The organism is Streptomyces sp. NPDC056347, from assembly GCF_042262625.1.
In the GTDB taxonomy this organism is placed as follows: Bacteria; Actinomycetota; Actinomycetes; order Streptomycetales; family Streptomycetaceae; genus Streptomyces.
In genome coordinates this window covers 1-12,487 of the sequence record NZ_JBHJQP010000216.1, presented here as the reverse complement: position 1 = coordinate 12,487, position 12,487 = coordinate 1, and the positions used below count along the sequence as shown (strand labels likewise).

The following is a 12,487-nucleotide window of genomic DNA, read 5'->3' as shown; positions in this document are numbered from 1 at the left end:
GGTCCACCGGCCGCCGCGACCGGGCTCGCCGGTACGTCCGAGAGGGAACCCGCCGGTGATTCGCGGGAGTGAACGGGGCCGCGCCCGGTGAGGATGGAGACATGGGATTCCACGTCGACTCCGAGGCCGGGCGGCTGCGCCGCGTCATCCTGCACCGCCCCGATCTGGAACTGAAGCGGCTCACCCCCAGCAACAAGGACGCGCTCCTCTTCGACGACGTGCTCTGGGTGCGCCGCGCCCGCCAGGAGCACGACGGCTTCGCGGACGTGCTGCGCGACCGGGGCGTGGAGGTGCACCTCTTCGGCGATCTGCTCCGCGAGTCGCTGGACATCCCGGTGGCCAGACGGCTCGTCCTGGACCGGGTCTTCGAGGAGAAGGAGTACGGCCCGCTAGCCACCGAGCACCTGCGGGCCGCCTTCGAGGAGATGCCCGGCCCCGAGCTGGCCGACGCGCTGGTCGGCGGCATGACCAAGCGGGAGTTCCTGGCCGGGCACCGCGAGCCGACCTCCGTCCGCTTCCACGTCATGGATCTGGACGACTTCCTGTTGCACCCGCTGCCGAACCACCTCTTCACCCGGGACACCTCGGCCTGGATATACGACGGGGTCTCCATCAACGCGATGCGCTGGCCGGCCCGGCAGCGCGAGACCGTCCACTTCGAGGCGATCTACCGCCACCACCCGCTCTTCACCGGTCCCGAGGCGGGCTCCTTCCATCACTGGTCGGAGGGGCTGGCGGACTACCCGTCCACCATCGAGGGCGGTGACGTCCTGGTCATCGGCCACGGCGCGGTGCTCATCGGGATGAGCGAACGCACCGCCCCCCAGGCCGTGGAGATGCTGGCCCGGGGCCTCTTCGACGCCGGTTCGGCCCGCACGATCGTGGCGCTCGACATGCCCAAACGACGGGCGTTCATGCACCTCGACACGGTGATGACGATGATCGACGGCGACACCTTCACCCAGTACGCCGGACTGGGCATGCTCCGCTCGTACACCATCGAGCCCGGCGACGGCCCCCGGGACCTGAAGGTCACCGACCATCCGCCCGAGCAGATGCACCGGGCGATCGCCCGCGCCCTGGGACTGGACGCGATCCGGGTGCTCACCGCCACCCAGGACGTGCACGCCGCCGAGCGCGAGCAGTGGGACGACGGCTGCAACGTGCTGGCCGTCGAACCGGGCGTCGTCGTCGCGTACGAGCGCAACGCCACCACCAACACCTTCCTGCGCAAGGAGGGCATCGAGGTCATCGAGATCCCCGGCAGCGAACTCGGCCGGGGCCGGGGCGGCCCCCGCTGCATGAGCTGCCCGGTGGTGCGCGACGCTGTGTAGCAGTGGGGCGGAGGGGCCCGGGATCCGGGGCGGGCCGCGCGGACGGCACGACCATTCCGTATAGCGATGCAGGGTGTCGTATAGACTTCCAGAATCACTGTACGCGCGACCCACGCCCGACCCAGGAGCCGCACCATGGCCATAGACCTCGCAGGCCGCCACTTCCTCAAGGAGCTGGACTTCACGGCCGAGGAGTTCCGCGGCCTGGTCGAGCTCGCGGCCGAGCTCAAGGCGGCCAAGAAGTCGGGGGCCGAGGCGCAGCGGCTGCGCGGCAAGAACATCGCGCTGATCTTCGAGAAGACCTCGACCCGCACCCGCTGCGCCTTCGAGGTGGCCGCCGCGGACCAGGGCGCCTCCACGACCTACCTGGATCCCTCCGGCTCGCAGATGGGGCACAAGGAGTCGGTGAAGGACACCGCGCGCGTCCTCGGCCGGATGTTCGACGGCATCGAGTACCGCGGCGACAGCCAGGCGGCCGTCGAGGAGCTGGCCGCCCACGGCGGCGTGCCGGTCTTCAACGGGCTCACCGACGACTGGCACCCCACCCAGATGCTCGCCGACGTCCTCACGATGACCGAGCACAGCGACAAGCCGCTGGAGCGGATCTCCTTCGCCTACCTCGGCGACGCCCGCTTCAACATGGGCAACTCCTACCTGATCACCGGCGCCCTGCTCGGCATGGACATACGGATCGTCGCGCCGAAGGCGTACTGGCCCGCCGAGCCCGTCGTCGCCGAGGCCCACCGCCTCGCCGCCGCCAGCGGCGCGGTCGTCACCCTCACCGAGGACGTCGCCGGGGGTGTCAGGGGCGCCGACTTCGTCGCCACCGACGTCTGGGTCTCCATGGGTGAGCCCAAGGAGGTCTGGGCCGAGCGCATCGCCGCGCTGGCGCCGTACGCCGTGACGATGGACGTGCTGCGCGCCACCGGCAACGCCGACGTGAAGTTCCTGCACTGCCTCCCGGCCTTCCACGACCTCGGGACCGCGGTCGGGCGCGACATCGAGGCCGAGTACGGGATGACGGAGCTGGAGGTCACCGACGAGGTTTTCGAGTCCGCGCACTCGCTCGTCTTCGACGAGGCGGAGAACCGGATGCACACCATCAAGGCCGTGCTGGTCGCGACGATGGCGCCGCCGCGCCCGTGACCGGCGGCCGATGGCTGCATGATCATGCACCCAATTGGGTGAATATGCGAAGAGATGGCTATGATGGTGCCATTCGGTGGGGTTCGGGCTCGCACGCTCGAACCCCACCGCCATTTCCTCGCACCACCAGAGAAGAGCCCGTCCCCGTGAGTCCGCTGCGCCCGTCCGGGCCGCGCATCAAGAGCCCCCACCAGCTGATCGCCGAGTCCGGTGCGGACCTGGAGGGGCACGGCCTGAAGCGCACCATGGGCCTCTTCCAGCTGGTGTGCTTCGGTATCGGCGCCGTCGTCGGGACCGGGATCTTCGTCGGTCTCTCCGACAGCGTCGCCGAAGCGGGTCCGGCGGTCGTGCTCTCCTTCGTGCTCGCGGCGATCACCTGTGTCTTCACCGCGTTCTCCTTCGCCGAACTGGGCAGCGCCATTCCGGTCTCCGGCAGCTCCTACTCCTTCGCCTACGCGACCCTCGGTGAGCGCGTCGCGTTCCTCGTCGGCTGGTGCCTGCTGCTGGAGTACGGCGTCTCGGTCTCCGCGGTCGCCGTCGGCTGGAGCCAGTACGTCAACGAACTGCTGGACAGCCTGATCGGCGTGCGGCTGCCCGAAGCCCTCTCGGCCGGGCCCGGCGACGGCGGGGTGATCAACCTGCCCGCCGTACTGGTGGTGATGATGGCCGCCACCCTGCTCGTGCGCGGCGTCCGGGAGAGTGCCGGGGCCACCGCCGCGATGGCCGTCCTCAAGATCACCATCCTGGTCGCGTTCTGCGCCGTCGCCTTCACCGCCTTCGAGCGCGGCAACCTCACGCCGTTCTTCGCCCAGGGGGCGGGCGGGGTCACCGCCGGGGCCTCGCTGGCCTTCTTCTCGTACATCGGCTTCGACGCCATCACCACCGCGGGCGAGGAGGTCCGCAACCCCCGGCGGAACATCCCGCTCGCGATCATGATCTGCATCGGCCTGGTCACCGTGCTCTACTGCGCCGTGGCACTCGGCGCCATCGGCGCACTGGGGCCGCAGGCGGTCGCCGACCGGCCCGCGGCGCTGTCGATCGTCGTCAACCAGGTCACCGGCTCGACCGCGGGCGGCGGGATCGTCGCCTTCGGCGCGGTCGTCGCGATCGCCTCCGTGGTGCTCGCGGTCATGTACGGGCAGACCCGCATCCTGATGTCGATGTCCCGGGACGGGCTCATCCCCCGGGTCTTCGAACGGGTCTCGCCGCGCACCGCGACCCCGGTCGCCAACACCTGGATCGTGGCCGTCGTCTTCGCGGTCCCGGCGGCCTTCTCCTCGCTCGACGTGGTGGTGAACCTGACCACCATCGGCGCACTGGCCACCATGGTCGCGGTGAACCTCGCGGTGATCGTGCTGCGCCGCCGCAACCCGGAGGTGCGCGGCTCCTTCCGGGCGCCGCTCCACCCCCTGGGCCCGCTCCTGGGCATTGCCTTCTGCCTCTACCTGATGTACGGGACGGGCTGGTCGACCTGGCTGCAGTTCGCGGCCTTCCTGCTCGTCGGCTCGGCGGTGTACGCCCGCTACGGCCGTGCCCACTCCCGGCTGGCCGCCGACGGGGCCTAGGAAGCGAGCGGCGGGAGCGTGAACCAGACCGCCTTGCCGTGCTCGGTCGGGCGGTGGCCGCAGGAGGAGGAGAGCGCCCGGATCAGCAGCAGCCCCCGGCCGTGTTCCTGCCAGGGGTCCGGCTCGCCGCCGGGGTGGGGGAAGTCGAGGCCGCCCGGCGGGGCGGGGGAGCGGTCGTGCACCTCGACCTGGCAGCCGGTGGGCAGGAGCTCCACCACCAGCTCGATCGGCTCGCCGCTGCCGGTGTGCTCGACCGCGTTGGCCACCAGCTCCGCGGTGAGCAGCTCCGCGGTGTCGGTGTCCGCCGGTACGTCGATGTCGGCGAGCGCGGTACGGATCAGGGCACGGGCGATCGGGACGGCCGCCGTCGAGTGCGGCAGCGTGATCCGCCAGGAGGCGGGGGGCGGGACATCGGGGGCATCGGGGAGCACGGCATGGTTTCCGTTCCTGGACCGGGTCCGAGGCGCGGTCGCGGGACCTGTGTGGAGTTCAAGACTTCTCGGTTTCAACCTTACGAACTGCAACGAGAGAGACAAGGGACTGCCGACCGGTATGAAAGGGACGTTGGACACTCTTTTTTCCCCACGCAGCCCTATCGCGCACTCATGACGAGAGTCACGTACGAGTGATAAATTCGGCTCCAGGCAGCAGCCCGACGGCCGAGGAGGAGCCCCCTCGATGAGCCCGTTTCCCAGCTCGGCACCGCGCACGGAGGACTGGCGCCACCTGCGGCTGACCACCGAGGACGGGGTCGCCACCGTCACCCTCGCCCGCCCCGAGAAGCTCAACGCGCTCACCTTCGGCGCCTACGCCGACCTGCGCGACCTGCTCGCCGAACTGTCCCGCGAACGCGCCGTGCGCGCCCTGGTGCTCGCGGGGGAGGGCCGCGGGTTCTGCTCCGGCGGCGACGTCGACGAGATCATCGGCGCCACCCTCGCCATGGACACCGCCCAGCTGCTGGACTTCAACCGGATGACCGGGCAGGTCGTACGAGCCGTCCGGGAGGCCCCCTTCCCGGTCGTCGCCGCCGTGCACGGGGTGGCGGCCGGAGCGGGGGCGGTGCTCGCGCTGGCCGCCGACTTCCGGGTGGCCGACCCCTCCGCCCGCTTCGCGTTCCTGTTCACCAAGGTCGGCCTCTCCGGCGGCGACATGGGCGCCGCCTATCTGCTGCCCAGGGTCGTCGGCCTCGGCCACGCCACCCGGCTGCTGATGCTCGGCGAGCCCGTCCGCGCCGCCGAGGCGGACCGGATCGGGCTGATCAGCGAGCTGGCCGACGAGGGCCGGGCCGACGAGCGCGCCGCCGCGCTCGCCCGGCGCCTGGCCGACGGACCGGCCCTCGCCCTCGCCCAGACCAAGGCTCTCCTCACCGCCGAGCTCGATCTGCCGCTCGCCGCCGCCGTCGAGCTGGACGCCGCCACCCAGGCCCTGCTGATGCACGGCGAGGACTACGCGGAATTCCACGCCGCCTTCACCGAGAAGCGGCCCCCCAAGTGGCAGGGCCGCTGACGATGACCACCCGGCCCCCCGTACGGCGCGTCGCGGTCATCGGCGGCGGACCCGGCGGCCTCTACGCCGCGGCCCTGCTCAAACGGCTCGACCCGGACCGCGAGATCACCGTCTGGGAACGCAACGCCCCCGAGGACACCTTCGGCTTCGGCGTCGTCCTCTCCGACGAGACCCTCGGCGGCATCGAGCACGCCGACCCCGCCGTCTACCACGCCCTCGGCGAGGAATTCGTCCGGTGGGACGACATCGACATCGTCCACCGCGGCGTCACCCACACCTCGGGCGGCCACGGCTTCGCCGCGCTCGGGCGGCGCCGGCTCCTGCGCATCCTGCACGAGCGCTGTGCCTCGCTCGGCGTCCGCCTCCGCTTCCGCACCGAGGCGCCGCCCGCCGCCGAGCTGGCCGCCGGCCACGACCTGGTGATCGCGGCCGACGGGGTGCACAGCCGCACCCGTACCGCCCACGCCGACGTCTTCGGCCCCCGTGTGACCGGTCACCGCTGCCGCTACATCTGGCTCGCCGCCGACTTCGCCCTCGACGCCTTCCGCTTCGAGATCGCCGAGACCCCGTACGGGGTGATGCAGCTGCACGCCTACCCCTTCGCCGCCGACGCCTCCACCGTCATCATCGAGATGCGCGAAGAGGTGTGGCGGGCCGCCGGATTCGACAGCCGCGCGACCGAGCACTCGACGCTGCGCTGTGCCGAGATCTTCCACCAGGCGCTCGGCGGCCGGAAACTGCGCTCCAACAACTCCTCCTGGCTCACCTTCCGCACCGTCGTCAACGACCACTGGTCGCACGGCAACACCGTCCTGATCGGCGACGCCGCCCACACCGCGCACTTCTCCATCGGCTCCGGCACCAAACTCGCCGTCGAGGACGCCCTCGCCCTGGCCGCCTGCATCGAGGAACAGCCCGACCTGCCCGCCGCGCTGAGCGCGTACGAGGCCGAGCGCCGACCGGTCGTCGCGTCCACCCAGCGGGCCGCCGCCGCCAGCCTGCGCTGGTTCGAGGAGCTGGGCACCTACGTCGACCAGCCGCCCCGCCAGTTCGCCTTCAACCTCCTCACCCGCAGCCGCCGCGTCACCCACGACAACCTGCGGCTGCGCGACCCCTCCTTCACGGCTGCCGTCGAGGAGGAGTTCGGCTGCGCCCCCGGCGTCCCTCCGATGTTCACCCCGCTGCGGCTGCGCGGCCTGGAACTGCGCAACCGCGTCGTCGTCTCCCCCATGGACATGTACGAGGCCGAGGACGGCGTCCCGGGCGACTTCCACCTCGTCCACCTCGGCGCCCGCGCGCTCGGCGGCGCCGGACTCGTCATGACCGAGATGGTGTGCGTCAGCGCCGAGGGCCGCATCACCCCCGGCTGCACCGGCCTCTACACCCCGGAGCAGGCCGCCGCCTGGACCCGGATCACCGACTTCGTCCACACCGGCGCCCCCGGCACCGCCATCGGCGTACAGCTCGGCCACTCCGGCCGCAAGGGCTCCACCCGGCGGATGTGGGAAGGCATCGACCAGCCCCTCCCGCACGGCAACTGGCCGCTGGTCGCCGCCTCACCCATCCCGTACGCGGCCGGGGTCAACCAGGTCCCGCACGCCCTGGACCGGGCGGGGCTCGACACGGTGCGCGAACAGTTCGTCTCGGCGGCCCGCCGCGCCGGGGAGTGCGGCTTCGACCTGCTCGAACTCCACTGCGCCCACGGCTATCTGCTCTCCGGCTTCCTCTCCCCGCTCACCAACCACCGCACCGACGCCTACGGCGGCTCGCCGGCGGGCAGGCTCCGCTTCCCCCTCGAAGTCTTCGACGCGGTCCGCGCCGTATGGCCCGACGACCGGCCCATGACCGTCCGGATCTCCGCCACCGACTGGGCCGAGGGCGGCACCACCGCCGACGACGCCGTGGAGATCTCCCGCGCCTTCGTCACCCATGGGGCCGATGCCATCGACGTCTCCACCGGCCAGGTGGTCCCCGAGGAGCGGCCCGAGTTCGGCCGCTCCTACCAGACCCCGTACGCGGACCGGATCCGCAACACCCTGTGCGTGCCCGTCATCGCGGTCGGCGCGATCTCCTCCTGGGACGACGTCAACTCCCTGCTGCTCGCGGGCCGGGCCGACCTCTGCGCCCTGGCCCGCCCGCACCTCTACGACCCGCACTGGACGCTGCACGCGGCGGCCGAGCAGGGTTACGCCGGACCGGGCGCGCCCTGGCCGGCCCCGTACCGTGCGGGCAGCCGCACCCCGCCGACCGGCCGCACCGACGCCCCGAAACCCCGGCTCACCCTGGACTGACCGGCGGCAGGCGGGCGTGACACAAGCACGGGCACGGGCACAGGCACGGGTCGGGGCGCGGACCGCCGTGCCGGGTGTCCCGCTCCTCCCGGCGGACCGCTCCGGCGCGGCCGGACCGTGCGCCGGCCGGACCCGGAAGCCCTACGGACGACGGGACCCGAGCCGACGGTGGTCCGGCGACCGGGTGCCGCCCGCACCGCCGCCACCGCACCACGTTCGCCGCGGCCGACCGGATCGCCGGCCGGACGAACGGGCTCGGGCACCTCGCTCACCGCCCGGCCGCGCGGACCAGCAGCCGGTCCGCGACCGGGCGGAAGCCGATCCGCCGGTACACACCGTTGCTGGTGGGGTTCGTGAGGTCGGTGAAGAGCAGCACCTCGCGGGCGCCGGCCGCCATCGCCGCCCGGCTCGCCTCCGCGGTCACCGCCGCCGCGTACCCCCGGCCCCGGTGCTCCGGCGGGGTGTAGACGCCCACCACCCGGACGGTGCCCGCGATCAGCGCGGAGACCCCCGCCATCGACACCCGGGCCCCGCCGTCCTCCCAGACCGTCAGAGTGCCCGAGGCCGTCCGCTCGTCCACCGTCCGCTCGACGTGACCGACCGGCGTGCCGGCCTCGTCGGCGAAGTCGAGATGCCAGCGCACCAGCAGCTCCCGGTCGGCGGGCGCCGCCCTCCGGGCCCGGCCCGCCGGGGCGGGGGAGGGCGGCACCAGCGTCCCCAGCCGGTAGAGCCGCTGCTCCTCCTCGATACGGTGGCCGGGCCAGTCGGCGGCGAGCGCCTCGGCCGTCGCCCGGTCCGCGCTGAACCGGCTCAGCGGGAGCGCGGCGGCCAGCGGGCCCACCGCCTCCGGGGCGACGGTCCCCAGCACCGGCGGATGCGGCGGCGTCTGCACCAGCGCCCCCGCGACCGCGCCGTCCGCCCCGCGCCACCAGCCCAGCAGCGGGACCCCCTCCCCGTAGGCGTGCGGGCCGTGGCGGCGCAGGGTGTCGCTGATGGTGAGGATCAGGGTGTTCTCGGCGGGCCGGGCGGCCAGCGAGGCACCGGCCGCGTCGAGGAAGGCGTCGACGTCATCGGTGAAGGTCCAGGTCATGCCTCATCCTGCCGGGTGCGCGCGGTGCGGCGCACCCGCGTACACGGCTTCAGCCGTCCCGCAGCCGGAAGCGCTGGAGCTTGCCGGTGGCGGTACGGGGGAGCGCGTCCAGGAACTCGACCACGCGCGGGCACTTGTGCGGGGCCAGTTCCTCCTTCACGTACGCGCGCAGCTCGTCGGCGGTCACCGCCGCGCCCTCGCGCACCACCACGTACGCCACCACGATCCGGCCGCGCAGCTCGTCCGCCCGGCCCACCACCGCCGCCTCGGCCACCGCCGGATGGTGCAGCAGGGCGTCCTCGACCTCGGGGCCCGCGATGTTGTACCCCGAGGAGATGATCATGTCGTCGGCGCGGGCCACGTAGCGGAAGTAGCCGTCCGCGTCGCGCACATAGGTGTCCCCGGTGAGGTTCCAGCCGTGCGCCACGTAGTCCCGCTGGCGCGGGTCGGCGAGGTAGCGGCAGCCGACCGGGCCGCGTACGGCGAGCAGCCCCGGCTCCCCGTCCGGCACCGGACGGCCCTCCCGGTCCTGGATCCTGGCCTGCCAGCCGGGCACCGGGAGGCCGGTGGTGCCGGGGCGGACCGCGTCGTCGGCCGCGGAGATGAAGATGTGGAGCAGTTCGGTGGCGCCGATGCCGTTGATGATCCGCAGCCCCGTCCGCTCGTACCAGGCCCGCCAGGTGGCCGCCGGGAGGTTCTCCCCGGCCGAGACGCAGCGGCGCAGCGCGCTCAGATCGTGGCCGTCGAGCCGGTCGAGCATCACCCGGTAGGCGGTCGGCGCGGTGAACAGCACCGAGACGTGGTGGGCGGCGATCGCGGGCAGCAGCCGGGCCGGGCCGGACTGTTCGAGCAGCAGCGAGCTGGCACCGGCCCGCAGCGGGAAGACCACCAGACCGCCGAGCCCGAAGGTGAAGCCGAGCGGCGGGCTGCCCGCGAACACGTCGTCGGGGGTGGGGCGCAGCACCTGGGCCGAGAAGGTGTCGGCGATGGCGAGCACGTCCCGGTGGAAGTGCATGCAGCCCTTCGGACGCCCGGTGGTGCCCGAGGTGAAGGCGATCAGCGCGACGTCGTCGGCCGCGGTGTCCACCGCCAGGTACGGCCCCGGCCGGGCCTCGGCCAGCCGCAGCAGGTCGCCCGGGGCGCCGCCCCCGTACACCGTGGTCCGCAGCCCCGGTACCTGTGCCTTCAGCAGGTCGTCGACCGAGCGGGCGTCGCACAGGGCGTGGCTGACCCGGGCCAGTGAGCAGATGGTGGACAGTTCGCCGGACCGCTGCCGGTCCAGCACCGTGACGGCGATCGCGCCGGCCTTCAGCACCGCGAGCCAGCAGGCGGCGAGCCAGGGGCCGGTGGGGCCGCGGAGCAGGACGCGGTTGCCGGGTACGACGCCCAGGTCGGTGGTGAGGACCCGGGCGATCCGGTCCACCCGCTCGCGCAGTTCCCCGTAGCTCCAGACCGTGCCGTCGCCGGTCCGGAAGGCGGGGCGGTCCGGGCCGAATCGTTCCGTCGTACGGTCCAGCAGCTCCACCGCGCAGTTGAGGCGGTCCGGGTACCGCAGGGCGGGAAGGTCGAAGAGGAGGTCCGGCCACTGGTCTCGGGGTGGCAGGTGCTCCCTGGCGAACGGGTCGAGGTGCGCTGAGGTCTTCGGGTCCATGACGGATCGCCCCCTTGTCGCCTCTGGAGCGTATCGTTTGGGTGACGGTAGTCAACGGTCCGCGATAGGGCGAGTGGACTGGAAATCGTACGAGTGGGCAGACGAGCACGGAATGGACTGGACGACAGGCCGGAGCGCGGATGCGAAGAACGGGTACGAGAAACCGACAGAACAGAACAAGAGGGGTGCGGGTATGACGGCATTCTCGCTCGAACCGGCGCAGACCGCCTGGTGCGAGGAGCTGAGAACCCTCGCCGAGCGGCAACTGCGCCCGCTCGCCGAGAAGGGCGACCCCGGACATGTCAACCGCCCGCTGATCGCCGCGCTCGGCGAGGCGGGCCTCCTCGACCGGATGCTCGACTCCGGAGCCCTCGACCTCTGCCTGCTCCGCGAGTCCCTGGCCCGCGGCTGCACGGAGGCCGAGACGGCGCTGGCCCTCCAGGGGCTCGGCAGCCACCCGCTGGTCCGTTCCGGTACCCCCGCCCTCCGGGCCCGCTGGCTCCCCGAGGTGCGGGCGGGCCGCGCCGTCGCCGCCTTCGCGCTCAGCGAGCCGGGCGCGGGATCGGACGCGGCGGCCCTCGCCCTGAAGGCCGAAAGCGAAACCGGGGGCGACACCGGAGCGGGCGCCGCGGCCGGGGCCGACGCCGCGGCCGGGGCCGGCACCGCGGCCGGGCCCGACGCGGAGCCCGACGGCCGGGGCTGGCGGCTGACCGGCGAGAAGTGCTGGATCTCCAATGCGCCGGAGGCCGACTTCTACACCGTCTTCGCGCGCACCGCCCCCGGCACCGGCTCGCGCGGCATCACCGCGTTCCTGGTCCCGGCCGACCGTCCGGGGCTGACCGGCGCCGCCCTCGACATGCTGTCGCCGCACCCCATCGGGGCGCTGGAGTTCGACGGCGTCCCGGTCACCGCCGACGATGTGCTCGGCGTCCCGGACCGGGGCTTCCGGGTGGCCATGGAGACCCTCAACCTCTTCCGTCCCAGCGTCGGCGCCTTCGCCGTGGGCATGGCCCGCGCCGCGCTCGACGCCGCCGTGGAGCACACCGCCGCGCGGACCGCGTTCGGCGGCGTGCTGAAGGACCTCCAGGCCGTCTCCCACCAGGTCGCCGAGATGGCGACCCGGACCGAGGCGGCCCGGCTCCTGGTGTACGCGGCAGCCGCCGCGTACGACGCGGGGGAGCCCGGAGTACCGGGCCGGGCCGCCATGGCCAAGCTGTACGCCACCGAGACCGCCCAGTACGTCGTCGACACCGCCGTCCAACTGCACGGCGCCCGCGCCCTGCGCCGCGGCCACCTTCTGGAGCACCTCTACCGGGAGGTCCGCGCGCCACGGATCTACGAGGGCGCCAGCGAGGTCCAGCGCACCATCATCGCCAAAGAGCTGTACGCGAGCCGGGAGGCTTCCGCATGAGTCCGGTGCACCGGATCAACCCCGTAGACCTGTCCCCGCCCACGGGGTTCTCGCACGCCGTCACCGTCACCGGGAGCCAGCTGGTCTTCCTGGCCGGGCAGACCGCCCTCGACGAGCACGGCAAGATCGTGGGGGACTGCCTCACCGACCAGTTCGCCACCGCGCTCGCCAACCTGCTGACCGCGCTCCGCGCGGCGGGCGGCGCCCCGACCGACCTCGCCCGCGTCACGGTGTACGCCACCGACGTGGCCGACTACCGCGAACGCGTCACCGAACTGGGCCGAATCTGGCGGCGGTTGGCCGGTCGTGACTACCCGGCGATGGCGGTCGTCGGGATCACCCGGCTCTGGGACGAGCAGGCCCTGGTGGAGATCGACGGGGTGGCCGTGCTGCCGTGAAACGCACCGTGCGGGCCCGGGACGACGGTCCCGGGGCCGCACGGGCCGCCGACGCTCCGGCGGGGGTCAGTACGGCGGGTCCAGCACATGGGCGG

Annotated in this window: 10 protein-coding genes; 7 read left to right on the top strand and 3 right to left on the bottom strand. The window is 73.0% G+C overall.

Features of this window, described 5'->3' with window-relative positions; genetic code table 11:
• The first annotated feature begins 101 nt into the window (after positions 1-101).
• The 3 genes from ACFCV8_RS32440 (at position 102) to ACFCV8_RS32430 (ending at position 4,045) form a co-directional block, all read left to right on the top strand.
• On the top strand, positions 102-1,334 hold the full coding sequence (locus tag ACFCV8_RS32440) for an arginine deiminase (RefSeq protein WP_376689077.1): 1,233 nt from the start codon (positions 102-104) through the stop codon (positions 1,332-1,334).
• Positions 1,335-1,469: 135 nt separating this feature from the next.
• Positions 1,470-2,480, top strand: coding sequence for an ornithine carbamoyltransferase (gene argF, locus ACFCV8_RS32435; RefSeq protein WP_376689076.1), 1,011 nt, complete (start codon positions 1,470-1,472; stop codon positions 2,478-2,480).
• A gap of 146 nt (positions 2,481-2,626) precedes the next feature.
• A complete protein-coding gene (locus tag ACFCV8_RS32430; RefSeq protein WP_376689075.1) occupies positions 2,627-4,045 on the top strand; it encodes an amino acid permease in 1,419 nt (472 codons plus the stop codon).
• On the opposite strand, the gene ACFCV8_RS32425 is transcribed toward ACFCV8_RS32430, so the two are convergent.
• A complete protein-coding gene (locus ACFCV8_RS32425) occupies positions 4,042-4,476 on the bottom strand; it encodes an ATP-binding protein (protein ID WP_376689074.1) in 435 nt (144 codons plus the stop codon). The two genes, ACFCV8_RS32430 and ACFCV8_RS32425, sit on opposite strands and share 4 nt — an antisense overlap.
• 247 nt (positions 4,477-4,723) lie before the next feature.
• On the opposite strand from ACFCV8_RS32425, the gene ACFCV8_RS32420 reads away from it, so the two are divergent.
• A complete protein-coding gene (locus ACFCV8_RS32420) occupies positions 4,724-5,551 on the top strand; it encodes an enoyl-CoA hydratase family protein (protein WP_376689073.1) in 828 nt (275 codons plus the stop codon).
• A gap of 2 nt (positions 5,552-5,553) precedes the next feature.
• The gene (locus tag ACFCV8_RS32415; RefSeq protein ID WP_376689078.1) at positions 5,554-7,842 is read left to right on the top strand and encodes a bifunctional salicylyl-CoA 5-hydroxylase/oxidoreductase; all 2,289 of its coding nucleotides are present in this window, start codon (positions 5,554-5,556) and stop codon (positions 7,840-7,842) included.
• 268 nt (positions 7,843-8,110) lie between these two features.
• Here ACFCV8_RS32415 and ACFCV8_RS32410 read toward each other — a convergent pair whose 3' ends face one another.
• Together ACFCV8_RS32410 and ACFCV8_RS32405 are read right to left on the bottom strand one after the other, a co-directional pair.
• Positions 8,111-8,932: a GNAT family N-acetyltransferase gene (locus ACFCV8_RS32410; protein ID WP_376689072.1), complete on the bottom strand. Its 822-nt coding sequence runs from the start codon at positions 8,930-8,932 to the stop codon at positions 8,111-8,113.
• 49 nt (positions 8,933-8,981) lie between these two features.
• Entirely contained in the window at positions 8,982-10,583 is a 1,602-nt protein-coding gene (locus ACFCV8_RS32405; protein ID WP_376689071.1) for an AMP-binding protein, read from the bottom strand.
• Between the two features lie 193 nt (positions 10,584-10,776).
• Here ACFCV8_RS32405 and ACFCV8_RS32400 point away from each other — a divergent pair, with 193 nt between their 5' ends.
• Both ACFCV8_RS32400 and ACFCV8_RS32395 read left to right on the top strand, forming a co-directional pair.
• Positions 10,777-11,994, top strand: a complete 1,218-nt coding sequence (locus ACFCV8_RS32400) for an acyl-CoA dehydrogenase family protein (protein ID WP_376689070.1) — start codon at positions 10,777-10,779, stop codon at positions 11,992-11,994.
• A complete protein-coding gene (locus tag ACFCV8_RS32395; RefSeq protein ID WP_376689069.1) occupies positions 11,991-12,392 on the top strand; it encodes a RidA family protein in 402 nt (133 codons plus the stop codon). The genes ACFCV8_RS32400 and ACFCV8_RS32395 overlap by 4 nt, the downstream gene beginning before the upstream one ends.
• The last annotated feature ends 95 nt before the right edge of the window (positions 12,393-12,487 follow it).

Coding starts and splice junctions, on each gene's coding strand:
- ACFCV8_RS32440 (WP_376689077.1), top strand. CDS start 102: ATGGGATTCCACGTCGACTCCGAGGCCGGGCGGCTGCGCCGCGTCATC.
- argF (WP_376689076.1), top strand. CDS start 1,470: ATGGCCATAGACCTCGCAGGCCGCCACTTCCTCAAGGAGCTGGACTTC.
- ACFCV8_RS32420 (WP_376689073.1), top strand. CDS start 4,724: ATGAGCCCGTTTCCCAGCTCGGCACCGCGCACGGAGGACTGGCGCCAC.
- ACFCV8_RS32415 (WP_376689078.1), top strand. CDS start 5,554: ATGACCACCCGGCCCCCCGTACGGCGCGTCGCGGTCATCGGCGGCGGA.
- ACFCV8_RS32410 (WP_376689072.1), bottom strand. CDS start 8,932: ATGACCTGGACCTTCACCGATGACGTCGACGCCTTCCTCGACGCGGCC.
- ACFCV8_RS32405 (WP_376689071.1), bottom strand. CDS start 10,583: ATGGACCCGAAGACCTCAGCGCACCTCGACCCGTTCGCCAGGGAGCAC.
- ACFCV8_RS32400 (WP_376689070.1), top strand. CDS start 10,777: ATGACGGCATTCTCGCTCGAACCGGCGCAGACCGCCTGGTGCGAGGAG.
- ACFCV8_RS32395 (WP_376689069.1), top strand. CDS start 11,991: ATGAGTCCGGTGCACCGGATCAACCCCGTAGACCTGTCCCCGCCCACG.